Origin of the sequence: Streptomyces sp. Inha503, assembly GCF_047215865.1 — a bacterium.
GTDB lineage: Bacteria > Actinomycetota > Actinomycetes > Streptomycetales > Streptomycetaceae > Streptomyces > Streptomyces lycopersici.
The window spans coordinates 1,390,666-1,417,644 of record NZ_CP178360.1 but is presented as its reverse complement, the minus strand read 5'-3'; the positions used below and the strand labels follow the sequence as shown (position 1 = coordinate 1,417,644).

Annotated in this window: 19 protein-coding genes and 1 pseudogene; 15 read left to right on the top strand and 5 right to left on the bottom strand. The window is 72.9% G+C overall.

All coding sequences use genetic code 11. The features are described from left to right. Window positions 1-9 precede the first annotated feature (9 nt). On the top strand, window positions 10-1,620 hold the full coding sequence (locus ACJX2R_RS05905) for an APC family permease (RefSeq protein ID WP_413099110.1): 1,611 nt from the start codon (window positions 10-12) through the stop codon (window positions 1,618-1,620). Here the strand turns inward: ACJX2R_RS05905 and ACJX2R_RS05900 are convergent. Beyond that, entirely contained in the window at window positions 1,601-4,162 is a 2,562-nt protein-coding gene (locus ACJX2R_RS05900; protein ID WP_413105778.1) for a polysaccharide lyase family 8 super-sandwich domain-containing protein, read from the bottom strand. The two genes, ACJX2R_RS05905 and ACJX2R_RS05900, sit on opposite strands and share 20 nt — an antisense overlap. Window positions 4,163-4,369: 207 nt before the next feature. On the opposite strand from ACJX2R_RS05900, the gene ACJX2R_RS05895 reads away from it, so the two are divergent. From ACJX2R_RS05895 to ACJX2R_RS05875, 5 genes and pseudogenes are all read left to right on the top strand, one after another. Then, window positions 4,370-5,020 carry a GntR family transcriptional regulator gene (locus ACJX2R_RS05895; RefSeq protein ID WP_262701081.1) on the top strand — a complete coding sequence of 217 codons (651 nt, stop codon included), beginning with the start codon at window positions 4,370-4,372 and terminating at the stop codon, window positions 5,018-5,020. 57 nt (window positions 5,021-5,077) lie between these two features. Beyond that, window positions 5,078-5,839 (top strand): 4-carboxy-4-hydroxy-2-oxoadipate aldolase/oxaloacetate decarboxylase, encoded by a 762-nt coding sequence (locus ACJX2R_RS05890; RefSeq protein WP_413099109.1) that lies wholly within the window; start codon window positions 5,078-5,080, stop codon window positions 5,837-5,839. Next, on the top strand, window positions 5,836-6,897 hold the full coding sequence (locus ACJX2R_RS05885) for a 4-oxalomesaconate tautomerase (RefSeq protein WP_262701079.1): 1,062 nt from the start codon (window positions 5,836-5,838) through the stop codon (window positions 6,895-6,897). Before ACJX2R_RS05890 ends, ACJX2R_RS05885 begins: the two co-directional genes overlap by 4 nt. Before the next feature lie 93 nt (window positions 6,898-6,990). Next, window positions 6,991-7,266: pseudogene (locus ACJX2R_RS05880) on the top strand (catechol 2,3-dioxygenase); the annotation flags it as partial. A 225-nt stretch (window positions 7,267-7,491) separates the two neighbouring features. Further along, window positions 7,492-8,388 carry a triphosphoribosyl-dephospho-CoA synthase gene (locus ACJX2R_RS05875; protein WP_413105777.1) on the top strand — a complete coding sequence of 299 codons (897 nt, stop codon included), beginning with the start codon at window positions 7,492-7,494 and terminating at the stop codon, window positions 8,386-8,388. Here the strand turns inward: ACJX2R_RS05875 and ACJX2R_RS05870 are convergent. The 3 genes from ACJX2R_RS05870 to ACJX2R_RS05860 form a co-directional block, all read right to left on the bottom strand. Beyond that, the gene (locus ACJX2R_RS05870) at window positions 8,324-8,974 is read right to left on the bottom strand and encodes a TetR/AcrR family transcriptional regulator (protein WP_413099108.1); all 651 of its coding nucleotides are present in this window, start codon (window positions 8,972-8,974) and stop codon (window positions 8,324-8,326) included. The two genes, ACJX2R_RS05875 and ACJX2R_RS05870, sit on opposite strands and share 65 nt — an antisense overlap. Window positions 8,975-9,138: 164 nt before the next feature. Further along, a complete protein-coding gene (locus ACJX2R_RS05865; RefSeq protein WP_262701186.1) occupies window positions 9,139-9,309 on the bottom strand; it encodes a hypothetical protein in 171 nt (56 codons plus the stop codon). Between the two features lie 81 nt (window positions 9,310-9,390). Continuing rightward, window positions 9,391-11,556 carry a peptidase domain-containing ABC transporter gene (locus ACJX2R_RS05860; protein ID WP_413099107.1) on the bottom strand — a complete coding sequence of 722 codons (2,166 nt, stop codon included), beginning with the start codon at window positions 11,554-11,556 and terminating at the stop codon, window positions 9,391-9,393. A gap of 241 nt (window positions 11,557-11,797) precedes the next feature. On the opposite strand from ACJX2R_RS05860, the gene ACJX2R_RS05855 reads away from it, so the two are divergent. From ACJX2R_RS05855 to ACJX2R_RS05830, 6 genes are all read left to right on the top strand, one after another. Next, window positions 11,798-12,013: a mersacidin/lichenicidin family type 2 lantibiotic gene (locus ACJX2R_RS05855; protein WP_044579866.1), complete on the top strand. Its 216-nt coding sequence runs from the start codon at window positions 11,798-11,800 to the stop codon at window positions 12,011-12,013. A 144-nt stretch (window positions 12,014-12,157) separates the two neighbouring features. Then, window positions 12,158-15,478 (top strand): type 2 lanthipeptide synthetase LanM family protein, encoded by a 3,321-nt coding sequence (locus ACJX2R_RS05850; RefSeq protein ID WP_413099106.1) that lies wholly within the window; start codon window positions 12,158-12,160, stop codon window positions 15,476-15,478. Then, the gene (locus ACJX2R_RS05845) at window positions 15,475-16,320 is read left to right on the top strand and encodes an AfsR/SARP family transcriptional regulator (RefSeq protein WP_413099105.1); all 846 of its coding nucleotides are present in this window, start codon (window positions 15,475-15,477) and stop codon (window positions 16,318-16,320) included. The genes ACJX2R_RS05850 and ACJX2R_RS05845 overlap by 4 nt, the downstream gene beginning before the upstream one ends. 175 nt (window positions 16,321-16,495) lie before the next feature. Continuing rightward, window positions 16,496-19,333, top strand: a complete 2,838-nt coding sequence (locus tag ACJX2R_RS05840; RefSeq protein WP_413099104.1) for a BTAD domain-containing putative transcriptional regulator — start codon at window positions 16,496-16,498, stop codon at window positions 19,331-19,333. Between the two features lie 136 nt (window positions 19,334-19,469). Beyond that, on the top strand, window positions 19,470-20,678 hold the full coding sequence (locus ACJX2R_RS05835; protein ID WP_413099103.1) for a glycoside hydrolase family 64 protein: 1,209 nt from the start codon (window positions 19,470-19,472) through the stop codon (window positions 20,676-20,678). Between the two features lie 18 nt (window positions 20,679-20,696). Then, window positions 20,697-22,163 carry a glycoside hydrolase family 76 protein gene (locus ACJX2R_RS05830; protein ID WP_413099102.1) on the top strand — a complete coding sequence of 489 codons (1,467 nt, stop codon included), beginning with the start codon at window positions 20,697-20,699 and terminating at the stop codon, window positions 22,161-22,163. 40 nt (window positions 22,164-22,203) lie between these two features. On the opposite strand, the gene ACJX2R_RS05825 is transcribed toward ACJX2R_RS05830, so the two are convergent. Further along, window positions 22,204-23,112, bottom strand: a complete 909-nt coding sequence (locus ACJX2R_RS05825) for an NADP-dependent oxidoreductase (RefSeq protein ID WP_413099101.1) — start codon at window positions 23,110-23,112, stop codon at window positions 22,204-22,206. Between the two features lie 156 nt (window positions 23,113-23,268). On the opposite strand from ACJX2R_RS05825, the gene ACJX2R_RS05820 reads away from it, so the two are divergent. The 3 genes from ACJX2R_RS05820 to ACJX2R_RS05810 all read left to right on the top strand — a co-directional run bounded on the left by ACJX2R_RS05820 (window position 23,269) and on the right by ACJX2R_RS05810 (window position 26,949). Next, complete coding sequence (locus tag ACJX2R_RS05820) at window positions 23,269-24,561, top strand: LuxR C-terminal-related transcriptional regulator (protein WP_413099100.1); 1,293 nt, start codon at window positions 23,269-23,271, stop codon at window positions 24,559-24,561. Between the two features lie 94 nt (window positions 24,562-24,655). Continuing rightward, entirely contained in the window at window positions 24,656-25,261 is a 606-nt protein-coding gene (locus ACJX2R_RS05815; protein WP_262701070.1) for a GOLPH3/VPS74 family protein, read from the top strand. Between the two features lie 110 nt (window positions 25,262-25,371). Continuing rightward, entirely contained in the window at window positions 25,372-26,949 is a 1,578-nt protein-coding gene (locus ACJX2R_RS05810) for a class I adenylate-forming enzyme family protein (RefSeq protein WP_413099099.1), read from the top strand. Window positions 26,950-26,979: the final 30 nt, after the last annotated feature.

Genomic DNA, 26,979 nt, shown 5'->3' with positions numbered 1-26,979 from the left:
CGAGCCACCGTGCCGCAGAACCACCCACCGGAGTCCATCGCCGCGCCGGAGGTGCTCGCCGAGGAGGGACGACTCCACAAGGACCTCGGATTCTGGGCCCTGACCGCGATCGGGTTCTCCAACATCCTGGGGTCCGGGTGGCTGTTCGCGGCCCTGTACGCTGCCCAGACCGCCGGTCCCGCCGCCCTGCTGTCCTGGATCGCGGCGGGTGTGCTGTGTGCTCTGATCGCGCTGGTCATGGTGGAGCTCGGCGCCACCCGCCCGGAGGGCGGCGGCACCGTCCGCTGGCCGCTGTACGCCAGCGGACGGCTGGTCGGCACGATGATCGGCTGGTCGGTGCTGCTCTCGGTGGGCGGTACGGCGGCCGAGATCAGCGCGATCATGCAGTACGCCGCCCACTATCTGCCGGGGCTCTACAACGGCGGCACCCTCAGCGCCTCGGGCCTCGCGGTGGCCGTGGCGCTGAGTGTCGTACTGACGGCGTGCAACTGGTTCGCCGTACGGATATTCGCCCGGCTGAACAACCTGATCTCGGTGTTCAAGGTCGTCGTCCCGATCCTCACCATCGTCGCGCTGTTCCTGTCCGGCACCCACTCCGGGCGCCTCACCGATCACGGCGGTTTCGCCCCGTACGGCTACGCGGCCTGCCTGACCGCGCTGGCCGGCGGCGGCATCGTGTACTCCGTCAACGGCTTCCAGGCCCCGCTCGACTTCTCCGGTGAGGCCCGCAATCCGCGCCGTAACGTACCGGCCGCGGTGCTGACCGGCATCGGCCTCGCCGTGCTGGTCTACCTCGGGCTCCAGCTGGCGTTCCTCTACACGGTGCCGGAGTCGCTGCTGGGCCACGGCTGGAAGGGAGTCGACTTCGAGTCGCCCTTCGGGCAGCTCGCCCTGGTGCTCAACCTCCATTGGCTGGCCACGCTGCTCTACGCCGACGCGGTGGTCTCACCGGGCGGATCGGCCTATGTGGGCGTGGCCATCGACGCTCGCCATACGTACGCCCTGGCCAAGAACGGTCTGCTGCCCCGCTTCTTCATGCGCATCCACCCCTGGTCCGGGGTGGCGCGGCGGGCGCTGCTGCTCAACCTCGCGGTCATCGTCGTGTTCATGCTGCCGTTCGGCGGCTGGCAGGACATCGTGAGCGTGATGGGGGACATGTATCTGCTGATCTACGCCGCCTCGGCGGTGGCCGTCGCGGCGTTCCGGGCACACGACCGCGAGCGGGGAGTGGCGCGGGCCGAGGGCCAGGTGCCGGGGGTGCGCTGGATCGCCCCGGTGAGCTTTGTGGTGGCGAGCGAGTTCGTCTACTGGTCAGGCTGGCACGATCTGCGCCTCGCGCTGCCCTTCGTCCTGGCCGGCGCCGTGTTGTTCCTGGTGCAGCGCCGCGAGGACGGAGGCACACCGCTGGGGGAGGAGCTGCGGCGCGGCGCCTGGCTGGTCTTCCACCTCGCCGCGCTGACCGTGCTGTCGTGGCTGGGCACCTTCGGCGGTTCCGGCCGCCTCCCGGCGCCGTATGACACCGTGACGGTGGGCGTCCTCGCGCTCGCCGTGTTCCTGTGGGCGGTCCGCTCGGGCGCCCAGCACCTGCGCACCTCGCGGCTCAGCGCAGCGTCGCCGTGAAGCTCCGGCCGTAGGCGTGGCGGGTGGTGACGACGATCCGGGTGCCGCCGGGGACCCGGCTCACCCGGACACCGTCGTCCGCCGCCACGGCGCTCATCCTCCGGCCCCGGATGACGAGCGAGACCGTGTCGCGCTCGGTGGTCGGATCGGACACCGCGACCGCCACGCCGCCGTCCCGCGTCTCCCGCAGGATCACCGAGCCGGGGCCGCGCACCGACAGCCGCCCTGCGTGGTGGGTGCCGGGGGTGAAGGCGTTGAGCGCGGTCATCCGCAGGCCCCGGTGGGCCACGGCCTGGAGCCGGGTGGTGTTGGCCAGGACGGTGAGCGGGCGGCGGGCGTAGCCGCCCAGTTGGCGCTCGGTGGCGTTCGGGACGAGCGCGTACGCCATCGAGGTGTGCGGAGCGCCCGCCGCCCGCTCCACGGTCACGGCGAAGAGCCGTTTGGTCACCGGGAGGTCGGGGTTGGCGAGGCGGACCGCGCGGCGGCTGCGGGTGACGGTGTCCAGTGTGACGGTGGGCGGTGGCCCGTCGAGGAAGACATACCCGACCGAGGCCGCCCGGGTGGTATTGGCGTAGCGCAGCCATGCGAGCGGGGCGGTGCCGGTGCCGGACCAGGGCGCACCGCCGCGGAGCCGCCCGCTGAGGGTGAGGGTGTCCGAGGGCGCGGCGATCCGGGTGTCGAGGGTGGTCGTCACCGCGCGGCCGGCGGCATCGCCGACACCCGCTGCCAGCACCACGATCTCGTCGTCGAACAGGAACCACGACTTGGTGGCATCGGCGTCGCGGTACACCACGAAGTCCTCGGGCAGGTCGCCCGCCTGCTTCGCGGTGTACGCCACGTCGTCGGACTGGACGAACCCCGCCACCCCGTACGGGCCCAGGGCGGCGCCACCGGAGAACGGATGGGTGGACCGGGGGAAGTAGACATAGGTGTTCTGCGCCTCCGAGGAGGAGGTGAAGCCACGCCCGGGGTTGTCGTACCAGAGCGTGCCGTACAGCTCGGGGACCGTGCGGCGGGTCTCCACCGGGGCGGTGACACCGGCGAGGCGCTGGGGCGGGACCGTGGTGAGGTAGTCGATGCCGAACGCCTGGGTCTGGTCCTGGCCGGACAGATACAGATGGTGGGCGCCGTCCCCCTGGAACCAGGGCATCAGGTTCTCGCCGCTCATGTACTCGTATCTGCTGATCCTGGACGAGCTCCGGGCCAGGGCGAACGCGTAGCCGGGGCGCCGGTGGACGGTTCTGTCCATCGCGTTGAACGCCACATGGCGCTCGGCGGGCCCGAGGTCGCCCGCCGGGATCGAGGAGTCGGCGAGGATGTCGGCGTAGGCCGCGATGCTCACCGGGGACACGAACCCCGAAGGGTCGAGCGTGGCCTTGGAGGTCTGCCGCAGATACGCCACATAGCCCTTGAGCGCCGTGGCGTCGGCGTCGGTGGCATGGGCGGAGAGGCCCACCACGGCCTCCACCACCTCGGCCGCGTCGGCGTACCCCGTGGCCGGCCGGGACACCCCGCGCCCCTTGACGATCTCCATCAGCCAGCCCTCGAAGATCAGCGGCGCGAAGCCGTCCACCACCCACCCCTGGACGACGCGGACCAGCTGGTCGTCGGTCGTGTAGCCGGTGCCGTCGAGCATTTTGACGCTCTGTACGACGCGGGTGAGCAGGCCCTTGCCGTAGGAGCCCGTGTAGGCCACGGACGCGTGCTGGATGAAGGAACCGTCGGCGTAGAAGCCGTCGGTGACCCCGTGCCGGAGCTCGTACGGGTCGATGGTGGCCAGGATGGTCAGCTGGTCGGCGATGGCCTTGGTGATCCGGGCCTCGTCGCCGAGAACGGCGCCCTGGAGGACGCGGTTGGTGGTGATGTCGGCGAGGTTGGCGCCGGTGTGGAAGCGTGAGTCGAGGTCGACGTCGCCGTCCTTGCCGTTGCGCAGATACGCGTCCATCGAGGCCACGTAGGCGGCGGTGAGATCGGGCCGGTGGGCGGCGAGTTCGTCGGCGAGCAGCGCCAGCGTCTTGCTGACGTGGGTGGAGATGCCGATCTCCCAGGTGAACCAGTTGCCGTAGTAGCCCTTCGACTGGTCGCCGTAATAGTGCTCGTGGAGCCATATCAGGCCGTCGATGACGCGCCGCTGGACATCGGTGTCGCCGTGGAGTCCGGACGGTGTGCCGCCGTCCGGTGTGCGGGTGGCGAGGGCGATCTCGTAGAGGTACTGGAACGAGGTGACCAGGTTGGGATCGCTGGTGCCCAGGGCGAGGCCCTGGAAGAGCTCGCCCTGCCCGGCGCGGTCCATCGCGGTGAGCCGGGAGCGGGCGGTCGCGGCGATGGAGGCGAGCTTGGCGCGCACCTCGGGGCGGGCGTTGGTCTCCCGCGTTCCGGCGAAGACGGCCACGGTGTTGTCGATCAGCCGGGTGTGAGCGGCACCGGTCGCTTCACCGGCCGCCGCCGGGTGTCCCGCCGCCCGTGCGCGCAGCGGGAGGGCCATGGCCGCCAGTGCGGCCGCCGGGAGCGTGGAGACGAGAGCACGACGCGAGAGGGGCACGGGCACGCTCCAACGGTCTACGGGGTCCGATGGGGAACCGCCGGACCATTGAAGCAACCCCGGCTTTCCCTGTCACGGGGCCGGAGCGAGGCCGGAATCGGGGGTGGGTGGGGCCGGTTCCTGTCGCCAATATGGGCAACGAAATCGTTGACAATCTTGTTGGCCTAGATTTACCTTCGACAGGCACTCACTCAGGGAGGGCACACGATGCCGAAGGAAGCTCGTCCAGGCACCGGGGAGCAGGCCAAGCAGCATGCCTTGGAGCAGCTGCGGCAGGCGATTTCGCGCGGGGAGATGGCGCCGGCCCAGCGGCTGGTGGAGAACGAACTCGCCGAGCAGTTCGGTGTGACCCGGGCGAGCATCCGCGCGGCGCTGATCGATCTGGCCTCCGAGGGTCTGGTCGAGCGGATCCGCAACCGTGGCTCACGGGTGCGGGTGGTGAGCGTGGAGGAGGCCGTGGCCATCACGGAATGCCGCATGGTCCTGGAAGGGCTGTGCGCGGCCAAGGCGGCCGTCGAGGCGAGCGAGGAGCAGCTGACCGAGCTGGCCGACCTCGGCACGGCGATGTCCAAGGCGGTCGCCGACGGCGAACCGCTGACCTACTCCGACCTCAACCACCAACTGCACGCCCGCATCCGGGAGTTCTCCGGTCAGCGGGTGGCGGTGGAGCTGCTGGAACGGCTCAACGCACAGCTGGTGCGCCATCGCTTCCAGCTCGCGCTGCGGCCGGGGCGTGCCCAGCGGTCCCTGGGTGAACACCTGGCCGTGATCGAGGCGATCAGGGCCAGGGACCCACAGGCGGCCGAAGCGGCCGTCCGTGTCCACCTCGCCAGTGTGATCGACGCGTTGGGCGAATGACGCGGGGCGCGCGCCGCGGGGTGGGTCACCGACCTGTCCAGCAAGGAGATATCAGCGATGACGCACGGTAGCGCGGGTGACGTGCCCGCCGCCGCACGGCCGAGCGGTGTGATCGTCACCGACCCGCCACGCGCCGCGGCCAAACATGTGGAGGCCCTGCGGGGTTACGGCGTGGCCACGGTGCACGAGGCCATGGGCCGCACCGGATGCCTGGGCCCCGGGCTGCGCCCCGTACAGCAGGACGTGCGCATCGCGGGCACCGCGGTCACGGCGCTGTGCCGGCCCGGCGACAACCTGATGATCCACGCCGCGGTCGAGCAGTGTGCCGAGGGTGACGTCCTCGTCGTCGCCACCACATCGCCGTCCACGGACGGCATGTTCGGCGAGCTCTTCGCCACCGCGCTCCACCACCGCGGGGTCCGCGGCCTGGTCATCGACGCCGGGGTGCGCGACACCGCCGAGCTGCGCGCGATGGGCTTCCCCGTGTGGTCGGCCGCCGTGTGCGCGCAGGGCACCGTCAAGGCCACGGCCGGGTCCGTCAATGTGCCCGTGGTGGTGGGCGGGCAGTGCATACGCCCCGGCGATGTGATCCTCGCCGACGACGACGGGGTGATGTGCGTACCGCGCCACTCGGCCGCCACGGCCGTCGAGGCGGCCGAGGCGCGCACCGCGAAGGAGGAGGCGACCCGGGCGGCCTTCGCCGAGGGTCAGCTGGGCCTGGACCGCTATGGGCTGCGGGAGACCCTGGCCCGCCTCGGGGTGCGGTACCAGCCGTACGCCGAGTACGCCGAGGACGTCCGCGGCGGGGCCGTCTCATGAGCGGGCCGGAGGGCGTGCGCTGCATGCTGATGCGCGGCGGCACCTCCAAGGGCGCCTACTTCCTCGCGGAGGACCTGCCGCCCGGCCCCGGTGCCCGGGACGATCTGCTGCTGCGCATCATGGGCAGCCCCGATCCGCGGCAGATCGACGGCCTCGGCGGAGCCCACCCCCTCACCAGCAAGGTGGCCGTGGTCTCCGCCGCCCAGGGCCCGGACGCCGATGTCGACTATCTGTTCCTCCAGCTCGGCGTGGACAAGGCCGAGGTCTCCGACCGGCAGAACTGCGGCAACCTCCTGGCCGGGGTCGGCCCCTTCGCCGTGGAACGGGGCCTGGTCGCCGCCCGGGACGGGCGGACACCGGTACGGATCAGGATGGTCAACAGCGGCGACCACGCCACCGTGACCGTGCCCACCCCGGACCGGCGCGTCGACTACACCGGCTCGGCCGAGATCGCGGGTGTCCCGGGCTCCGCCGCCCCGATGGTGATCGGCTTCGAGCAGGGCGGCGGCCCGCTGCTGCCCACCGGCCACGCCCGCGACCTCATCGACGGCACCCCGGTGACCTGCGTGGACAACGGCATGCCGACCGTGCTCATCGCCGCGTCCGCCCTGGACGTCACCGGCTATGAGGACCCCGAGGAACTGGAGGCGAACGCGGCGCTCGGCGCCCGGCTCCAGGAGATCCGGCGGGAGGCGGGGCGGCTGATGGGCCTGGGCGATGTGAGTGCCACGACCGTGCCCAAGCTCAGCCTGCTGGCCCCGCCCGCGCACGGCGGCACCGTGATGACCCGCACTTTCATCCCGGTCCGCTGCCATACGGCGATCGGCGTCCTGGGGGCCGCCAGTGTCGCCGCCGGGCTGTGCGTCGAGGGAAACGCCGGCGAGGACGTGGCCCGGCTCCCGGCGACGGGGGAGCGGCTGCGCATCGAACACCCCACCGGCTTCCTGGACATCGACACGTCCGTGGACGACGGCGCCACTCCGGTGGCGCGGGGCACGGCCGTCGTACGCACCGCACGGAAGATCTTCGACGGCACGGTCTTTCCCCGCCCGGCCTGATCCGGCGCCCGGTTCCGCGCCCGCACCACCCCTCTTCTCCCGCCACGGCACCACCATGCCTCCTTCCCGCGCACTCGACTCAAGGAGTTGCCGATGACCCCGCCGCTCGGGGACATCGCCCACCTCGGGCATGTCGAACTGCTCACCCCCGACCCCGACCGCACCCTCCACCGCCGGGTGAAGGAGGCCGAGGCCGCCGGGCTCCCCGGACGATGGGTCGAGGACGAGCCCGGTATCGGCCCGCTCCATGTCACCGGCGACCCGGACGGCCATGAACTCGCCCTGTACTGGGAGTCCGAGTGGTACCAGGCACCGCCAGAGCTGGCGCCGGGGCTGAAGAACCAGCCGCGGGCCAAGCCCGCCCACGGGCCCGCGACCGTACCGACGAGGCCCGCCGGCTCGCCGACCGGTATGAGGTCGAGCCGCCCGCCACCGAACCGGCCACCGTGGCCTCGCCCGACCGCCGCCACGCCCTGTTCGCGCTGTTCCGTGAGGGCCTGCTGTTCTGGTGCGCCTCCTTCGCGGGCGCACAGCGGGGCCACAGGAACGCCTCATGTCCGTCAAAGGTTCGCCGTCTAGCCTCCGGGCATGCCGATGACGCGCTCCACGGACGAGGCACTGGCACGGGCCGCCGTGCTCGCCCTGATCGCCCAGGCGGAGCTGACGCCCAAACCGGGCCTCGCCGACACCCGCGATCTCCAGGCCCGCGCCACCGGTGCCGATCTGCTCGCGCTGCGCTGGTCGGCCAAGGCGCTGACACCCGGGTTCGCGGCCATGGCCGCCGCGGCCCGCCGTCCCGGGGAGCCGACCCGGGCGCTGCGCGAGGAGTTGGGCGCCATCGGCCGCTGCGCCGAGTGGACGATGGCACGGGCCGGTGGCGGCGCGGCCACCGGCCCCCTCCACCATGGCGCGCTGTGGGTGATGGGCCTGCTGGTGGCGGCCGCCGCGCTGCGCCCCGGCGCCGGGCCCGACGAGCTGACCGCCACCGCCAAACGGATCGCGGACCACCCCGACCGTGGCGCACCGCGCCGCCCCTCGCCGGGCTCGCATGTCTCCGCCACCTATGGGGCGCCGGGCGTGCGCGGCGAGGCACGGGCCGCCTTCCCCCATGTGCGCCGCGCCCTGGACGCCCTGTCCCGGGCGCGTGCGGCGGGGGCCACCGAGACCCAGGCGCGCCTGGACGCGCTGCTCACCGTGATGAGCACCCTCCAGGACACCGGGCCGCTGTACCGGGCGGGCCCGCCCGGCCTGCGACGGGTGAAGGAGGGGGCGCATGGTGTGCTCGAGGCGGGTGGCACCGCCACGCCCGAGGGCACCGCCGCCCTGTCCGCTCTGGACACGGAGCTGCGGGAGCGGGGCATCGCGCCGCGCGGAAGCGCCGCGCTGCTCGCGGGCGCACTGTTCGTGGACGGTCTCCCGGCGGTGCTCAGTCCTTCGCCGGTGCCGTCAGCCCGTGGCGGTGGAGGAAGGCGTCGACGAGCCGGTCGGTGAACTCCTGGCCGACGGGTTCGCCGGTCACCAGCACCCGGTAGTAGACGGGGCCCATGAGCTGGTCGGTCTCGGCCGTCAGATCGAGGCCGGGCGGCAACTCCCCGCGCTCCAGGGCCCGTTCCAGCGGAAGGCGGTCGCGGCCGCGCTGGTCGTCGAGGTACCTGGACCGGAAGTCCCGGGCGAACGCCGGATCGTGCTGCGCGTGGGCGATCAGCGCCTTGAAGACGGCACCGGAGTCGGACGCGCTGAGGAACCAGGCCAGCTCGCGCAGATAGGTGCGCAGGTCCCGGGCGAGGTCGCCGTGGTCGCGCACGGTCAGGTCCTCGGCCACGTCCTGGAGGAAGGCGTCCATGAGGACGTCGGTCTTGGTGCTCCACCAGCGGTAGATGGTCTGTTTGGCGACACCGGCCCGGGTGGCGATGCCCTCCATGGTGACGCCCGCGAAGCCCTTCTCGACCAGCAGGTCGTCGGCCGCGTTCAGCACCGCGAGCCGGGCCTGCTCGCTGCGCCCGTGCCGATTGCCGTGGTGGCGTGCCGCCGGTGGGACGGTGCCGGGTGTCCCGGTGGTCTGTGTCGCGCGTGCCATCTCGCCTCCCCGGTCAGGATAGCGACCCGCCGCGGCCGCTCCGCCCGGGAGACCCCCGGCGTGGAGGCGGCATTACGCGTCAGCCGCCGCGTCCGGGCCACATGGCTGGGCCCGCCCGCCGGTGGGAGGTCACCGGCCCGCGGGCCCGGGTGCCGAGAGGGGGGCTAGTCCCGTTCCCCTTCGGCCTGTGAGGGAGTCGTCCTCTGTACGTCGGGGTGGCCGGTGTCCGTCTCGTCGTCGCGCTCGCCCTCGGCCTGCGAGGGGGTCGTCCACGGCACGTCCGGGTGATCGGCTTCCCGTTTGCGTTCGGTGCGGGAGGGGACTGCCTCGGTCATCTGATGCCTCCGCTCCTCGTGCCCTCCTGGTGCGGACGCGGCCCATTTTACGCCCGGACGCCCACGTCGGCGCGGTGGCGATCATGAGGGCCGGAGCGAGGCCGGGAGCTGCCGGTGCACCAGCTCGGCGTACCGGCCCCCGGCGAGCATCAGGTCGTCGTGGCCTCCCCGCTCCGTGAAACGGCCGTCGTCCAGGACGACGATCTCGTCCGCGTCCATGATCGTGCTGATTCGGTGCGCGACGACGATCCTGGTACAGCCCAGCGCGGACAGCTCACCGGCCACCTCCGCCTCGGTCACGGCGTCCAGATGGCTCGTGGCCTCGTCCAGCACCAGCAGCGCGGGGTCGGCCAGGAGCGCGCGGGCGATCGCCAGGCGCTGGCGCTGGCCCCCCGAGAGCGCACTCCCGCCCTCCGCCACATGCGTCTCCAGCCCCATGGGCATCCGCCGCACATCGGGGAGCAGCCCGGCCCGGCCCAGCGCCTCGAACAGGGCCTCGTCGGGCAGCTCGTCCCGGCCGAGCCGCAGATTCGATCCGATGGTGCCGCCGAAGACATGGGGTTCCTGTGTCACGACGCCGAAGCGGCGGCGCAGGCTGTCCGCGTCGTACTCCTCGATGGCCAGCCCATCGAGCAGCACCGTGCCCTCGGTCGGCCGCAACAGCCCGGCGAGCAGGCGGATCATCGTCGTCTTCCCGGAGCCGCTGGCCCCGACGACGGCGAGTTTCGCGCCCGCGGGAACGCGCAGGGTCAGATCGCGCAGGATCCACGGCCCCCGCCCGTAGCGGAAGCCCACTCCGCGCAGCTCGATCTCGCCCCGCACCGTGGCGGGCGCGGTGATGCCCGGCCTTCGGACCTCCGGACGCTCGTCCAGCACATCGTGCACCCGCTCCAGATGGGCACCGATGGTCTGGAGGTAGCGCGCGCTGGTGGCCAGCCCGGCGATCGGGGTGAGCAGCCCGGCCGCGATCGCGTTGAGCGCGATCATCGAGCCGATGGTCAGCGCGCCCGAGCGCACCTGCGCGATGCCCAGCAGCAGCAACACCAGCGGGGAGGCCACCTGGAGCAGCAGGGTGAGGGAGTCGGTGAGGGCGTCCAGACGGCGTCGCCGGAGCGCCGCCCGCAGATAGTCGCCCAGCGCCCCACGCCAACGGTCGAGCACGGTGCCGACCAGCCCCGCGCTCTTCACGAACTCCGCGCCCCGCAACGCGTCCACCGCCACCGACTGGGTGGCGGCCTCGGCGCTCAGCTCCCGTTTCGCCAGGGCGTTGGCCGGCCGCAGGGTGGCCAGCACGATGGCGATCTGCGCCGCGCCCAGCCCCGCCGCCAGGAGCGCGTACCAGGGACTGAAGGCGCACAGCAGCACCAGATAGCCCACCACGAAGACGCTGTCGATGACCAAGGTGACCATGCGCGAGGTCAGCAGGTCCCTGATCACCGTGTTGCTGTTGAGGCGGGCCAGCAGATCCCCGCTGCTCCGGGCCTGGAAATAGCCGAACGGCAGACGGAACAGATGAGTCATAAACCGGTCGCCGAGCGCGCCGTCCAGCCGGTGCTGTAGTACCAGCAGGGCCCCGGCCCGCCCCAGTCCGATCAGCGCGTACACCGATACGAAACCGGCGATGCTCAGGGAGAGACCCGAGAGCGTCCCGGCCCGTTCACCGATGAGCGTGTCGATGCCGTACTTGGTGAGGAACGCCGACCCCAGGGCGAGCAGCTGCACCACCCCGGAGAGCAGAACCGCGAGGGCGGCCCACCGCGGTGCCATCCGCATCATGTCGCGCACCAGCCGCAGCGGCCAGGAATCCCGGCGCCCGCGACGCTCGATGAACGAGGGGCCGGGGGCGAACTCCAGCAGGGTGCCCGAGCTCCGGGCGCGGAACTCCTCATGGGAGACGGCGGCGCGTCCCCCGCCGGGGTCGAGCACGCGCACCCCCTTGCGCCCGACACCCTCCACCACCACGAAGTGGTGGTCGTCCCAGTGGGCGATGGCGGGCTTGCGCACCGCGCCGAGCGCGTCCGGCGGTACCTTCAGCCCCCGGGCCTCGAGGCCGTGGGCGCGCGCGACCTCCAGGATCCGGCGGGCGCTCGCGCCATCGCGGCTCACCCCGAACTCCGCGCGCAGCTCCCGCAGGGGAATTCTGCGGCGGTGCGCCCCGAGCACCATGGCCAGACAGGCGGGACCGCACTCGACCTCGCTCATCTGGGCCACGAACGGCACCCGCGACCCCACCTTCCCGCCGCTCATATGTGTCTCCTCCCGCGCCGCGTTCCCTGGCGCAGCAGCGTGCGGCACACCGGTTCGGTCCCGGTTCACCGCCGGTTCATCGCGCCGCCGACCGGCGCGGAGGGCACCGCGAGGCGCGGCGGCACAAGGTTTCCGCAAGGTTCCCGGCCAACTCGCTCACCCACTTTTGGCTGTGTCGCACCGGGCCGACCGGGGTGACGTCCATGAACGAACCGATGAGAGCACGTCGAACGGAGGAACCATGAACCGGACCACCAAGGCATGGAAGGACCCGGTCTTCCGCGCCGGGCTGAGCTCCGAGGAGCTCAGCGCGCTGCCCGCCCACCCGGCGGGTGCCATCGAGCTGACCGACCAGCGGCTGGACAACGTCGTGGGCGGGGGGCTCACCGACACCTGGGTGACGTGCGGTCACAAGACCTGCCGCACCTGCTTCACCTGTGACTGGCTCTGTGGCTGACCCGGTGCGTCCTCGGACGCGGTGACCCATGAGCCATTCCGGCGCGGGCCCCACCGGGCCCGCGCCGGACCGGATCGCGATCGGGCCGTCTCCACGGCGACAGGGCCATAGCGGGCGACAGAGCCGAGAAAAGTAGGGGGAGAAGTGAGGAACCGGCAGCAGGACATCCTGAACTCGACGACGTGGTGGCGAGGCGTGCCCCTGCGCGACCGGTCGCCGGGCGCTCCGGCGGTCACCGCCGAACAGCGTGCGCACGGGCTGCGCCGCCTGGAGCTGTGGCGCAGCGGCATCCTCTTCTCCGCCGGAAGGCCCGCCACCGGCGTTGACCCGCTGGAGCGCTGGACTGCCACGGGGGTTACCGAGGAGGAGCTGATCACCCTGCTGGGCGAGCCCGCGGAGTCGCTCGCCGGGCGGCTGCCCACACCGGAGTGGCTGAAGGTGATCGCCGAGGCATGGCGTCATCACACCTCCGACGGTGACGACGACGTCCGGGGCCATGTCCACGCGGCCACCCGCGGTCCCGGCCATGACCACGGTCACCGCCCCGGGCTCGGCCCGGCCGAACTGGCCCTCCCACTGCTGCGCCGGGCCCGGGCGGAACTCCGGCGCCGGGTGCCCGGGCTGCCCCCGGACCACCCCCTCCTCCTCCCGCCCCTGGAAACGATCTCCGGCATGGTCTCCCGTGCCCTGGTTCTGGAACTCAACGTGGCCAGGGTGACCGGTGAGTTGCCCGGCGCCACCCCCGAGGAGCGGTTCGCCTCGTTCATGGCCACGGTCCGCACCCCCGGGCGGGCGCTGGAGATCCTGTCCGAATACCCCGTACTGGCCCGTGAACTGGTGGCCTCGCTGCGCCACTGGACCGATGTGAGGCAGGAGTTCGCCGAGCGCTTCCTGGCCGATCTGCCCCGGCTGCGCGCGGTGTTCGGCGGCTCCTGGCGTGGTCTCGGTGATGTGACGGACATCGGCTTCGGCGCCGGTGACACCCACAACGGCGGCCGGTCGGTCGCGCTGTTCACCCTCTCCGACGGTACGAAGCTGGTCTACAAACCGCGGTCGGTCGCCGTCGAGCGCCACTTCAACGACCTGCTCGCCCGCCTCAACGACCGGGGGCTGCGCCATCCGCTGCGGACCGTGGAGGTGCTGCCCCGGCCCGGGTACGGATGGGTGGAGCACGTGGCCTCCGGGACGTGCGCCGACGAGGCCGAGGCCGACCGGTTCTTCTGGCGCCAAGGCGCCCATCTGGCCCTGTTCCACGCCATCTGCGGCGCGGATCTGCATCTCCAGAACCTGATCGCGGCGGGGGAGCACCCCGTCTTCGTCGACCTGGAGGCCACCTTCCTCGGGCGGTCCCGAGCGGTGGCCGACCCCGTTCTGCGGATCGCCGGCGCGGTGCCCGACGTCCTCAATGACTCCGTCCTGGGCATCGGGCTGCTGCCGGAGCGGATCATCGAGGTGGACGACTCGGGCTGGCGGGACGCGGAGATCAGCGGGCTCGCGGGCGGCGGCGGCCAGCTTTCACCGAGCGTGCTGCCGACCTACGCCGGCCAGGGCACCGACGAGATGAGGCTGGTGCGCGAGCGAATGCCCATCGCCGGCGCGGCCAACCGGGCCTCCGTGGACGGAACGTCCGTCGATCCGCTGCGGTACCGCCGGTCCCTGACGGAGGGCTTCGAGTCCGCCTACGGGCTCATCGAACGGGAGCGGGACGAACTGCTCGCCGAGGACGGCCCGATCGCCGCCTTCGCCGAGGACGCCGTGCGCCATGTGCCCCGGCCGACCTCGGTCTACAGCCGCATCCTCGCCGAGTCGATGCACCCGGACGTCCTGCGCGACTCGCTGGACTGGGAGTATGTGCTCGAAGCCGGCCTCGCGGACGGGCACCGGGGCGTCGAGGGCCGGATCGAGCTGCTGACCAGCGAGCAGCGCCAGCTGGCCCGGCTCGATGTGCCGACCTACCACACCACGCCGTTCGCCACCGACCTGTGCGACGCGGACGGCGTTGTCGTCCGCGACTTCCTGGCCACCTCCGGGATGGAGGCGGTGCGCGCCAAGATCCGCCGCATGGGCCCGATCGATCTGCGCCGCCAGAAGTGGTGCATCGACGCGTCACTGACGGGCCTCACCTTCGGCACCCGGGCCCGGAACGCCCCCCGGCCGCAGGAGCTGCCCGACCGCCCCCTCGACACCCGGCTCGCCCTGCGGGCCGCGACCGCCCTCGCGGACGAGCTGCTCGACACCGCGGTGCACGGCACCGACGACCAGCCCCCGCACTGGCTGTCGCTCAATGTCGTGGGGGAGCGCTACTGGCGCGCGGGACCCGCCGGGATCAGCCTCTACGACGGGGTGAGCGGTATCGCGCTGTTCCTCGCGCACCTCGGCTCGATGACGGGGGACCAGCGGTACCGGGAGGTGGCCGAACGCGTCGCGCAATCGCTCGCCGACTCGCTGACCAGCCCCGACCGTGGCCGTCACCTTCGTTTCAACTTGAGCATCGGGGGATTCGGCGAACTGGGCGGCGCCGTCTACACGCTCACCCATCTGGCCGCCCTGTGGGACGCGCCCGAACTCCTCGACGCGGCCGCCGCGCTGGTTCCCGAGCTGGCCGGGCGGTTCGAGGGCGACCGGGAACTCGACGTGGTCCAGGGAACGGCCGGGGCGACGCTGGCCCTGGCCGCGCTCCACCGGACGCGTCCGGACGAGCGCACCGCGGACGCGCTGCGGCTCGCCGCCGCCACACTCGCGAAGGCGGCGACCGAGGTGACCGGCGGAGTGGCCTGGCGGACGGCGGTCGACCCCGACCGGCCGCTGCTGGGAATGTCCCACGGGGCGAGCGGCTTCGCCCTCGCCCTGGCCCGCGCGGCCGAGGTGACCGGCGAGGACCACCACTACCGGCTGTGCGAGGAGGCGCTCCGGTTCGAACGTCACGGTCTGGACCCCGGCCGGGGCAACTGGCCGGATCTGCGCAGCATCGTGCCGCGGGGATCCTTCATGGACGCCTGGTGTCACGGTGCCGCCGGTATCGGGCTGGTCCGGGCGGCGCTGCTCGGCGTCGAGGGGCTCGCCGATGCCCATGAGCTCATCGCGGAGGACCTGCGCATCGCGGCCGGCACCGTCCGCGGCGACCTGCTGCGGGACGGCGTCGGCACCGGACTGGGCAACGACTCGCTGTGCCACGGGGATCTGGGTCTGGTGGCGGCGCTGCTCGCGGCCGGCCCCGCGCTGGGGGAGACCGACGACCTCGGCTCCCGCGTGGCCCGCCTGGTGGCCGACCGGGTGCTGACCGGGGACGTCCGTCCCGGAGTCCCGATGGGGGTGACCACCCCCGGACTGATGACCGGATCGGCCGGGATCGGATACGGACTGCTGCGGGTGGCCGCACCGGACCGGGTGCCCGACGTCCTCACCCTCGCCGCCCCCGGAGCCGGGCGCGGGTGCGACGGGCGCCGTCACGGTGGCCGCCGATGACCCCGCCGCCGGTGCGCTACCGCATCCTCGGGCCACTGGAGATCCGGGGACCGGACGGCGCCTTCCGGATGGTCAGCCAGGCCAAGTGCCGTGCGCTGCTGGCCGCGCTGCTCGTCAACGCGGGCCGTACGGTGCCGGCCGGGGAACTGGTGGAGCAGCTCTGGCCGGGCGGGGCGCCGAAGTCCGCCCCCAAACTGGTCCAGCAGTACGTCCACCGGCTCAGGCGCGCACTCCCCGAGCCCCCGCGGGAGCGATGCCCGGCGGTGCGGGGCGGAAGCCCACTGCTCACCAGCCCGCCGGGCTACCGGCTGGCGGTGGACTCCGGGGAGCTGGACGCCGACCGTTTCACGGCACTCGCGAGGGTGGCGCGCGGGGCCCTGGCCGAAGGGCGGACCGGGCAGGCGGCGGAGGGGCTGCGGCGGGCCCTGGACATGTGGCGAGGGCCCCTGCTCGCCGATGTGCCGGACCTCCCCGCGATCACCGCCGAACTCGTACGGCTGGAGGAGGCGCGGCTCCTGGCCACCGAGGCATGGGTATGGGCCGAAGTGCACCAGGGACACGCCCATGACGTCGTACCCGAACTGGAGATCCTGGTCGCGGCCCACCCGCTGCGCGAGACCTTCCGCCATCAGCTCATGATCGCGCTGTGTCTGACCGGGCGCCGTGCCGACGCGCTCGGTGCGGCCCGGCAGCTGCGGCACGTACTGGCCGAGGAGCTGGGCATCAGGCCGGGAGCGGACGTCCTCGCCATGGAGCGGGCGATCATCCGGGACTCCCTCGCGGATCTGCCGGGGCTGGTGTCGAAGGCGATCGGCGCGCAGCCGGCCGCCCGGGGCGGATGAGGGGCGCACCCGGGCGATAGAAGGTCCCCCGCGTCCGGCTCGTGTTCCCCGTCGTGATGTCCCTTCCATACCGGGAAGTCCTCCCCGTACCTTGGGGAGTTGTTGACTCGGTATTGCGCCGACTGTCATCCACAAGTGGTCGGCGCGGGGGCTACGACACAACGGGGGAAAACGCATGGGGGCGCGATTCGGCGTGCTCGGTGCCATAACGGTGTGGCGGGACGGGACGCCGGTGGACGTGGGGCACGCACGGCAGCGGCTGGTGCTGGCCGCGCTGGCCGTCGACGCGGGGCGGGTGGTGCCCACGGGGCCGCTGGTGGACCGGGTGTGGGGGGTGGGGGTGCCCCGGCGCGGCCGGGAGGCGCTGTACGCGTATGTGTCCCGGTTACGGCAGGCGCTGGCGGGGACGGGGGCGGAGCTGGTACGCGAGCAGGGCGGCTACCGGCTGGCGGCGGAGACCGACGCGGTGGATGTGCTCCGGTTCCGCGAGACGGCCTGCCGGGCTCGTGCGGCCGGCGGCGGGGAGGAGGCGGCGGCGCTGTGGGAGACCGCCCTGGGGCTGTGGCGGGGTGAGGCGTTCGCCGGGGCGGACACACCCTGGTTCAACGCTCAGCGTTCGGTGCTCGAGGCCGAGCGGTTCACCGGGCAGCTGGATCTGATGGACGTACGGCTGCGGCTGGGGCAGCACGGCCGGGCACTGCCCGAGCTGGCCGCCCGCGCCGAGGCACATCCGCTGGACGAGCGGGTGGCCGGACAGCTGATGCTGGCCCTGTACCGGTGCGGGCGCCAGACCGAGGCGCTTGAGCACCATGAGCGGCTCCGGCGCCGGCTGGCCGAGGAGACGGGGCTCGACCCCAGCCCGCCGCTGGTGCTGCTGCGCCAGCGGATCCTCACCGCGGATCCGGCGCTCGCCCTCGCCCCGGACACGGCGTCCGTGACGCCCCGACGGCGACCGCGGCCGGTGCCCCAGCAACTCCCCGCACCGCCGGTCACGTTCGTCGGCCGCGAGCGGGAACTCGCCGCGCTCGACGACCTGTGCGGGACCGCCGACGGTGAGGGCACGCTCGACATCGCGGCGATCAGCGGTGTCGGCGGGGTGGGCAAGACCTGGCTGGCGCTGCGCTGGGCCCATCGCAACCTGCCGCGCTTCCCGGACGGGCAGCTGTATGTGAACCTGCGCGGGTTCGCTCCCGCCGCCGGACCCGTGCCCGCGGCGGCGGCCGTACGCGGCTTCCTGGGCGCACTGGGCGTGGATCCGCAGGAGATGCCCGCCGATCCGGAGGCACAGGCCGGGCTGTACCGGTCGCTGATCGCCGACCGCCGGATGCTGATCATGCTGGACAACGCCCGCGACGCCGACCAGGTGCGGCCGCTGCTTCCCGGCACGGGCGGCTGTGTGGTGCTGGTGACCAGCCGCGACCGCCTGACCGGACTGGTCGCCGCCAATGGGGCACGCCCGTGCGCGGTGGACCCGCTCACCGACGGCGAGGCGCGGCTGCTTCTGGAGCGCCATCTGAGGCGGGTCAGGCGGACGGACGACCCGAAGGCGTTCGACGCGATCACCGCGGCGTGCGTGGGGCTGCCGCTGGCGCTGGCGGTCGTGGCCGCGAGGGTCGCGGTGACCCCGCGGTTTCCGCTGCGGACGCTCGCCGCGGAGTTGCACGACACCCAGCTCGGCCTGGACGTCTTCAGCGGGGGCGATACCGCGACCGACGTACGGGCGGTGTTCTCCTGGTCGTATCACGCGCTCGGCACGGACACCGCACGGCTGTTCCGGCTGCTAGGCCTCCATCCAGGACCGGACATCTCCCTCCCGGCCATGGCGGGCCTGGCCGGCCTCCCGGTTTCCCGGGTGCGCCCCCCGCTGGCCGAGCTGGTCCGGGTGCACCTGGTCGAGGAGGTCGCGCCCGGCCGGTACGCGCCGCACGACCTGCTCCGCGCCTACGCGGGCGAACTGGCCCACACCGTGGACCCCGAGGCCGATCGCAGGGGTGCGCGGCGCCGTGTCGTCGAGCACTATCTGCGCACCGCCGATCGCGCGGCCGGGCTGCTGGATCCGCACCGGGATCGCGTCCCCCTGCCACCCGCCGTGCCGGACGCCTGCCCGCAGGAGATGGCGGACCAGGCCGCGGCGCTCGCCTGGTTCACCGCGGAGCACGCCGTACTGCTGGGCGTGGTCGACCTGGCCACCGGCGCCGATCTCGACGCGGGGGCCTGGCGGCTGGCCAGGAACCTGGAGACCTATTTCGACTACCGCGGACACTGGCACGACTGGGCCGCCGTCCAGCGCATCGCCCTCGGCGCGGCCCAGCGGCTCGGCGATCCGGCGTGGCAGGCAGCCGCCCACCGCGGTCTGGGCAGCTGCCTCACCCAGATGGGCCGCCTGGACGAGGGGCGCCGCCACTTCCGGCACGCCCTCGACCTCTACGAGCGGCTGGGCGATCCCGTCCGTCAGGCACATGTCCACCGGGGCCTGGGCTGGGTCTGCGGCCGGCTGGACGGCCACCGGGACGCGCTCGGCCACAACGAACGTGCCCTGACGCTCTATCGGCAGGCGGGGCACCGGGCCGGGGAGGCCCTGGCGCTGAACAACGTCGGGTGGGTGCACGCGGTACTGGGCGACTACCGGCGGACGCTGGACTACTGCGCCCAGGCGGTGTCCGTGAACCAGGAGATCGAGGACCGGCACGCCGAGGCCGGGGCGTGGGACAGCCTCGGCTACGCCCATCACCACCTGGCCGAGTACCCCGCCGCCGTGACGTGCTACGCCCGGGCCCTGCGCCTGGTGCGCGGCTTCGGCGACCGGTACCACGAGACCGAGATCCTGAACCACCTCGGCGACACCCAGCTGGCCGCGGGCGACCTGGACGCCGCCCGGGCCGCCCGGGGCCAGGCCCTGGAGATCGCCCTCGAGATCGGCCATCCGGACACCGACGAGCTCCGTGCCAAGCGGGACGATCTCGACCCGGCGGGCTCCGCGGACCTCAGGGCTCCGCATCCGGCCCTGGGCTGATGTCGGTACGTGAGAATGTCTAGACCAGTGTCATGTTCACTGCCATTATGACTCTGCACTTCCGGCACCCCCGCTTCATGAGACCCCCCATTCCCCCCGCTGACGCGGCCCCGTGGGGCCGCGCGAGAGGTGGCGTATGTCCAGACGCGTCTCCACCCGATTCCGCACCCTGCCCTGCTGGGCGTCGGCCTTACTCCTGGCCCTGGGCATGACCGCACTGGCCCCCGAGGCGTCCGCCCGGCCGGCCGTGCCGAACACGATCCCGCTGAAGTTCACCAACAACTCCGGGCGCGGCGACCAGATCTACGTCTATACGCTCGGCACCCTGCTCTCGACCGGGCAGCAGGGCTGGGCCGACGCCTCCGGGACCTTCCACCCCTGGCCCGCCGGTGGCAACCCGCCCACCCCGGCGCCCGACGCGTCGATCGCCGGACCGGCCAATGGCCAGTCCCTGACGATCCGCGTCCCCAAGCTCTCCGGCCGGGTCTACTTCTCCTACGGCCAGAAGATCGACTTCCGGCTCACCACCGGCGGCCTGGTGCAGCCCGCCGTGCAGAACCCCTCCGACCCCAACCGGAACATCCTGTTCAACTGGAGCGAGTTCACCCTCGACGACTCCGGGCTGTACATCAACAGCACCCAGGTCGACATGTTCTCCGCGCCGTACGCGGTGGGCGTGCGGGGCGCCGACGGCAGTACGAAGACCACCGGCCATCTCAAGCCCGGCGGCTACAACGGCGTCCTCAACGCGCTGCGCGCACAGGCCGGCGGCTGGGGCAAACTCATCCAGACCCGCCCGGACGGCACCGTGCTGCGGGCCCTGTCACCCGGGCACGGCATCGAGGCGGGCGCCCTGCCCGCGAACGCGATGGACGACTACATCAACCGGGTGTGGCGGAAGTACGCCGGCACCACCCTCACGGTCACGCCCTTCGCCGACCGGCCGAACACCAAGTACTTCGGGCGGGTCTCCGGCGACGTCATGAACTTCACCAACGGTTCGGGAGCCGTGGTCACCAGCTTCCAGAAGCCGGACTCCGACTCCGTCTTCGGCTGCTACAAGCGCCTCGACGCCCCCAACGACCAGGTGCGCGGCCCCATTTCGCGGACCCTGTGCGCGGGCTACAACCGCACGACCCTGCTCACCAACCCCAACCAGCCGGACACCGGTGACGCCGGGTTCTACACCGACGGCGTGACCAACCACTACGCCCGCGCCATCCACGGCCAGATGGCCGACGGAAAGGCGTACGCCTTCGCCTTCGACGACGTCGGCCAGCACGAGTCGCTCGTCCACGACGGCAATCCGCAGCAGGCGTCCATCACCCTGGACCCCTTCAACTAGGCCGGGAGGAGGCACGGCATGAGACGCAAGAGACCGCTGCGCACCCGTCTGGCCGCCCTCGCCATCGGAGCGCTCGCCCTGCTGGCCCCGCAACTCCTCCCGGCCACGGCCGAAGCGGCGCCGTCCGCCACCGTGTGCAACAAGTACTGCGACGCCCGCGATCCGGCGCTCGCCCCGCAGAGCCGCACCCCCGTCACGGCCACCGTCTTCTCCCGCTCCATCGCCCTGCACTTCGACGACGCCGACGCGATGGGCTGGGCCTCCATCGACAACGGCAGCCCCGGTGACGAGGTGTGGCTGGACCGTTCCTTCGACGGCGGCCGGACCTGGTTCTCGGGCAGCCGCCTCGGCAATACCGCCATCCCCGCCGGACAGCGCGGCTGGCGCACCCTGATGTACAACGTGGACGACTGGGGCGTCCAGGGCGTCGGCGCGCTGCGGGCCTGCGGCAAGGCCGGTGACCGCGCCGACATCGCCTGCACGCAGTGGGCCCGTACGACCTGGAACGCATGGGACCGCCGTACGGCCGCCGCCACCGCCCAGATGGCGTTCTACTCGAACGGGACCGGTCTGTTCTCCACCACCGGCTGGTGGAACTCGGCCAACGCCCTCACGGCCGTCATCGACAACATCCGCGTCACGGGCATGCATAGCTATGAGTACGCGATCGCCCGCACCTACGACCTCAACCTCGGTGCGCAGGGCGGGCAGTTCCGCAACGACTACATCGACGACACCGGCTGGTGGGGTCTGGCCTGGGTGGCCGCCTACGACCTCACCGGGGACTCCCGCTATCTCGCCACCGCCCGCGCCGACGCCGACTACATGGCCTCCTACTGGGACTCCACCTGTGGCGGCGGGGTGTGGTGGAGCACGGCGAAGACGTACAAGAACGCCATCGCCAACTCCCTCTACCTCCAGTTGAACGCCGCCCTGCACAACCGGATCCCCGGCGACACCGCCCATCTCCAGCGGGCGAAGTCGGAGTGGACCTGGTTCCAGGGCACCGGCATGGTGAACTCCTCGAACCTGGTCAACGACGGCATCGACCTGGGCACCTGCAAGAACAACGGCAGCGCGGTCTGGTCCTACAACCAGGGTGTGCTGCTCGGCGGCCTCACCGAGCTGTACCGGGCGACCGGTGACGGTTCCGTGCTCGACACGGCCCGTCGCATCGGCACGGCCGCCACCACGTCGTCCCAGCTCAACACGGCCGACGGCATCCTCAGGGACCCCTGCGAGACCGGCGACTGCGGCGCCGACGGCCCGTCGTTCAAGGGTGCCCATGTACGGGGGCTGGCCAAGCTGAACGCGGCCCTGGCCGACCACCCCTACACGGCCTACCTCAAACGGCAGGCGGACCGCGCCTACGCCGCCGACCGCAACGCCCTGGACCAGTACGGACTGCGCTGGTCGGGACCGCTGGACAAGACCGACGCGGCACGACAGCACAGCGCACTGGACCTGATGAACGCGGCCTCCTAGGCCACGAAAGCGGTCACGAAAGCGGCCGCGGCAGCGCTCATCAGGGCCGCAGGATGAGCTTGCCGCGGCTGTGGCCGGTCTCGCTCTGCTCATGGGCCGCGGCGGCGTCGGCGAGCGGGAAGCTCCGCACCACGGGCACCCGCAGCCGGCCCGCCGCGGCGAGCCGCGCGTACTCGGCGACGGCCTCCACCGGGCGGCCGCCGCCACCCGCCGAGAAGGTGACACCGAGATCGGCGGCCGCGGGGTCGGCGATGGTGACGACGCGGTCGGCCGTGCCGCCCCGCAGCTCGATCGAGACGGGCAGGGCGCCCTGGCCGGCCGCGTCGTAGACGGCGTCGACACCCTTGGGCGCCACGGCGCGCACCCGGTCGGCCAGACCCTCGCCATAGGCCACCGGGATCGCGCCGAGCGAGCGCAGATAGTCGTGGTTGGCGGGCGACGCGGTGCCGATGACGGTGGCGCCCCGGGCCACCGCGAGCTGGACCCCGACCCCGCCGACCGCACCGGCGGCCCCGTGCAGCAGCAGGGTCTCGCCCTCCTTCAGCCCCAGCAGGTCCAGGACGCGTGCCGAGGTCTCGGCGGCCACGGGCAGCGCCGCGGCCGTCTCCCAGTCGAGTCCGGCCGGTTTGGGGGCGACATCCGTGGCCAGCGCGTACGGGGCGTAGGCCCCGGTGTCCGTCCAGCCCAGCACCTCATCGCCCACGGACACATCGGTGACCCCGTCACCGACCTCGTCGACGACCCCGGCCGCCTCGATACCCGGGATCGCGGGGAACGCGGCGGGGCCCATCTGTGGCATCCAGCCACCGCGGATCTTGTGGTCGAGGGGGTTCACGGCGGCGGCCATGACCTTCAGCCGCACCTGCCCGGGACCCGGATGGGGCTCCTCCGTCTCCTTCAGCCGCAGCACCTCGGGGCCGCCGTACTCCTCGTAGACGATCGCCTTCATCACTCTCACTCCCGTCAGCCCTGTCGAGGGGGCTTGTTTGTTGCGACAACGCCATCCTCGGCCGGGGCATGCCCCGGCCCCGCCGTTCCTTCGGCCAGTTCCACCTGGCCGGAGGAGCAGCCGGGGTCGCGGGACGGGCCCATTACGCTGACGGACATGGACCTCACGGCCGCAGTCGACGTGATCCGGGCACCCCTGGGCGAGATCCTGCCGCGCCTGTCCGCCGCGCTCTCCGAGGCGATCGCGCACCGGGCGGTGGCCGAACTCTCCGGCAACTGCCCGCACTCACCGTTCAAGACCCATGGCGACCCGCCCGGCGACCCCGGAACCCCCATCACCAGCGCCGAGATGGCCGCCATCGCCCCGCTGGCGCGCGCCGGGGGAACCTGGCAGGGCCGGGCGTGGATGGCCGGGGCCGAGGTGCCCGTGCTGGCCGTGCACAGCGACGCCACCGCGCGGGGCGCGCTGCTCGTCCTCGTACGGACCGAGGAGACCCCCGTCCCGGGTGAGGCCCTGGCGGCCGCCCGCGCCCTGTGGGACCTGGTGACCGCCCACCGCGACCGGATGGCGGTGGAGGCGGTGCCCGGGATGCTGGGCCAGTCGCGGGCCGCGGCCGCGGCGCGGGCCACGGCCATCGCCGAGCTCGTCGACGCCCATGGCGCCGCCCTGTCCGCCCTGCTCGGCGTGTTGCGCTCCCGCGATCTGGACGACCGGACCGCCCGAGCCCGCGCGGTGGACCTCGCCGTCGGCGCCCTGGCCGAACTGCGCGCCCGGACCGACCGCGATCAGGCGCTGGTGGAGGAGCCGGCCGGTGACGCCTTCGCCCGGCTCGCCGAATCGCTCCGCCCGGAGCTGCGCCGCCTGTCCGTACGGCTGGACCTCGGCCCGCCCGGCACCGAGGAGGGCGCGGACCGGCGGCTCGCCGCGGACGTGGCCAATACGGCCCGTGCGGTGGTGCGGGCCGTGGTGCACGCCATGCTCGGCGAGCAGGGACCTGGCCAGGACGGCGCGCCGCGCCCGGTGCGCCGCGTACACATCGGCTGGAAGGTCGGCGAGGGCGAGCTGCGCGCCACCGTACGGGACGACGGCCCCGGCGTCCTGAGGCGGACCGACCTGGACGCCCGCCGGGTCGGGGAGCGGCTGGCCGCGCTGGGCGGACGGCTGGACGTGGACGCGGTCCCGGAGTGGGGCACCACGGTGACGGCCACCGTGCCGCTGGGCCCGCCGCAGCCCGCCCGCGAGGATCCGCTGGACGGCCTGGGGGCGCGTGAGCTGGAGGTGCTGGAGCAGCTAGCCCGCGGACGGCGCAACCGGCAGATCGCCCAGGAGCTCCACATCAGCGAGTCGACGGTGAAGTTCCATGTGGCGAACATCCTGGAGAAGCTGGGCGTCACCTCGCGTGGCGAGGCGGCCGCGCTGGCCCACGCGTGGGGGGCCACCGGCTCCTGAGCGGCCTCCGGCATGGCGTACCCGGCAGGCACGTCGGCGTACGTCCGTGCGCTTGGGAACGTATCGTTGGCGGGAACGGCGAGCGGAGCGTTTGATGACCACACCGCGGGACCTGCTGATCGTCACTCTGGACGTGGCGCCCATCCGACCCCTGGAGCGGGGCGACCTGTCGCTCGCGCTCGCGGGGGCCGAGCTGATCGACCTCCTCGGCACCGAGGCGCTCACGATCGAGGACGAGCGGATCGTGCCGGGGCTCTGCCCGCCGACCGGGGACCGCCTGCTGGACGAGGCCGCGGCGGCACTCGTTCGCCAGCCGCCCCACGAGCCGGTCGGCGAGTGGCTGTGGCGCAGGGGCCGCGGTCTGTCCTCCGCCTATCTGGACGCCCTGGAGGAGGCGGGGCAGATCACCCGGCGGCGCCACGGCTGGCTGCCGCTCCGCGCCGGTCAGGCGGTGCCGGTCGACTCGCCCGCCCGCCGCCACGCGACGGACCGCTGGGCCTCGGACGAGCCCGTCCTCGCCACCCTCGCGGCGGCCATCGGCATCCGTGAGGAGCCCGCGGAGGACGCCGCGGGCACGGCCGGCGACGCGACCGTGACCGTGCTCGCCGCCGTCAACGACGCCGTGATGGAGCTGGAGGCCGAGCGGCAGCGGCGAGCCATCGAGGAAGCGGCCTACGACAACATCTGGCGCGGCGAATGACCGCGTGACGGTGACGATCCGCGACCGTGGCCGCGGGCGGTCCGTGCCGCCGTATCGTGTCAGGTGATCCACCACGTCCCATTGGGTACCACCCCCGAACGGAGACGCACATGGACACGTCAGCGGGAGCATCCGGTCACAGATCCCCCCACCACGACGCCGGGCCCATCACGGCACCCTTCCCCCAGGCCCTCCTTGACGCCTTCCGCGCGCGGCCGGATCTCCCCGCCTTCGAACACCGCTCACGCGTCCTCTCGCGCGGCGAGGTGCTGGAGCTGATCGGCCGGTGCGCGGACGGGCTGCGGGCGGCCGGACTCGGCCCGGGCCGCTCGGTGGCGGTGGCCACCGATGTGACGCCCGAGGGTTTCGCGCTGCTGGTGGCGGCGTACGCGCTGGGCTGCCGGGTGACGGGGCTGCGGCCCGGCATGACCCCGGCCCATCTGGAGTACGTCCTCTCCGACGGAATCGACGTCCTGGTGGCCGACGAGACCGGTGCCACCCCCGAACTGCTGGACGGGGCGGGCGGGGTGACCGTGTCGCGGCTGGGCCCGGACCTCCTGGACGGTCACCCGCAGGCGACGGGGGAGCCGACCGCCCAGGGCCGCCCCGACGACATCGCCCTGGTGACGCTGACCAGTGGCAGCACCGGACGCCCCAAGGGCTGTGCGCACAGCTACCGTTCGCTCGCCCTCAACTGGGCCTGGCAGCCCGCACGTTGGTCCGAACCGACCGCACGGCTCGCGGCGGGCTACGAGCGGTATCTGCTCTTCGGCACCCTGAGCAGCGCGGTGATCTTCGAGCATCTCGGGGTCTGTCTGATGGGGGGCGGCACCGCCGTCATTCCCGAACCGCCGTTCGCCTTCCCCCAGGTCTTCGAGCGCCACCGGATCACCGCGTGTCTGATGACCGTGCCCCGGCTGCACCATGTGCTGGACGTCCTGCGCACGGAGCGCGTGGACACCTCCAGCCTCCGGGTGCTGCTGGTGGCCGGGTCCCCGCTCGCCCCGCACCGGCTCGCGGAGGCGGCCCGGCTGCTCGGTCCGGTGGTCCACCAGGGCTACGGGCAGACGGAGACCGGCATGCTCACCCTGCTCACCCCGGACCATATGGCCCAGTGGCCGGACCAGTTGTACGACTCGGTGGGCCGGGCGTGGTCCGGTGTGGAGCTGGACGTCCGTGACCCCGGGGGGCGTTCGGTGCCCGCCGGGACCACCGGCGAGATATGGGTGCGCACCGACTCCGCGATGGCGGGCTACTGGAAGGACGAGAGGCGGACCCGAGAGGTGCTGCGGGCGGGGTGGGTGCGTACTCGCGACGTCGGGCACCTGGACGAACACGGCTTTCTGCGGCTCACCGGGCGCGCCCGGGAGGTGGTCATCATCAACGCGATCGTGCACTACGCCGGGGCGATCGAACGCGCGCTGGCGGCCCATCCCGATGTCGACCAGGCGTATGTGGTGGGCGCGCCCGACGAGCGCACCGGCGAGGCCGCACACGCCTTCGTCGTCCCGGCCGAGGGTCGTGAACCGGACCTCGACGCCGTACGCGCCCTTGTCGCGGCCGAGCTGGGGGAGGCGAGTGTCCCCGCCACCGTCACCGTGGTGACCGAGGTGCCGGTGGCGCCGAGCGGTAAACCGGACAAACTGGCGCTGCTGTCGCGGGTCACCGGCCCGCTGGAGACGGCATGACGGTGTGAGGTCACCGGGGCTGAGAGGTCG

Bases quoted from the DNA above. Each gene is read 5' to 3' on its own strand.
- ACJX2R_RS05895 (WP_262701081.1), top strand. From the start codon at position 4,370: ATGCCGAAGGAAGCTCGTCCAGGCACCGGGGAGCAGGCCAAGCAGCAT.
- ACJX2R_RS05890 (WP_413099109.1), top strand. From the start codon at position 5,078: ATGACGCACGGTAGCGCGGGTGACGTGCCCGCCGCCGCACGGCCGAGC.
- ACJX2R_RS05885 (WP_262701079.1), top strand. From the start codon at position 5,836: ATGAGCGGGCCGGAGGGCGTGCGCTGCATGCTGATGCGCGGCGGCACC.
- ACJX2R_RS05875 (WP_413105777.1), top strand. From the start codon at position 7,492: ATGACGCGCTCCACGGACGAGGCACTGGCACGGGCCGCCGTGCTCGCC.
- ACJX2R_RS05870 (WP_413099108.1), bottom strand. From the start codon at position 8,974: ATGGCACGCGCGACACAGACCACCGGGACACCCGGCACCGTCCCACCG.
- ACJX2R_RS05865 (WP_262701186.1), bottom strand. From the start codon at position 9,309: ATGACCGAGGCAGTCCCCTCCCGCACCGAACGCAAACGGGAAGCCGAT.
- ACJX2R_RS05860 (WP_413099107.1), bottom strand. From the start codon at position 11,556: ATGAGCGGCGGGAAGGTGGGGTCGCGGGTGCCGTTCGTGGCCCAGATG.
- ACJX2R_RS05855 (WP_044579866.1), top strand. From the start codon at position 11,798: ATGAACCGGACCACCAAGGCATGGAAGGACCCGGTCTTCCGCGCCGGG.
- ACJX2R_RS05845 (WP_413099105.1), top strand. From the start codon at position 15,475: ATGACCCCGCCGCCGGTGCGCTACCGCATCCTCGGGCCACTGGAGATC.
- ACJX2R_RS05840 (WP_413099104.1), top strand. From the start codon at position 16,496: ATGGGGGCGCGATTCGGCGTGCTCGGTGCCATAACGGTGTGGCGGGAC.
- ACJX2R_RS05835 (WP_413099103.1), top strand. From the start codon at position 19,470: ATGTCCAGACGCGTCTCCACCCGATTCCGCACCCTGCCCTGCTGGGCG.
- ACJX2R_RS05830 (WP_413099102.1), top strand. From the start codon at position 20,697: ATGAGACGCAAGAGACCGCTGCGCACCCGTCTGGCCGCCCTCGCCATC.
- ACJX2R_RS05825 (WP_413099101.1), bottom strand. From the start codon at position 23,112: ATGAAGGCGATCGTCTACGAGGAGTACGGCGGCCCCGAGGTGCTGCGG.
- ACJX2R_RS05820 (WP_413099100.1), top strand. From the start codon at position 23,269: ATGGACCTCACGGCCGCAGTCGACGTGATCCGGGCACCCCTGGGCGAG.
- ACJX2R_RS05815 (WP_262701070.1), top strand. From the start codon at position 24,656: ATGACCACACCGCGGGACCTGCTGATCGTCACTCTGGACGTGGCGCCC.
- ACJX2R_RS05810 (WP_413099099.1), top strand. From the start codon at position 25,372: ATGGACACGTCAGCGGGAGCATCCGGTCACAGATCCCCCCACCACGAC.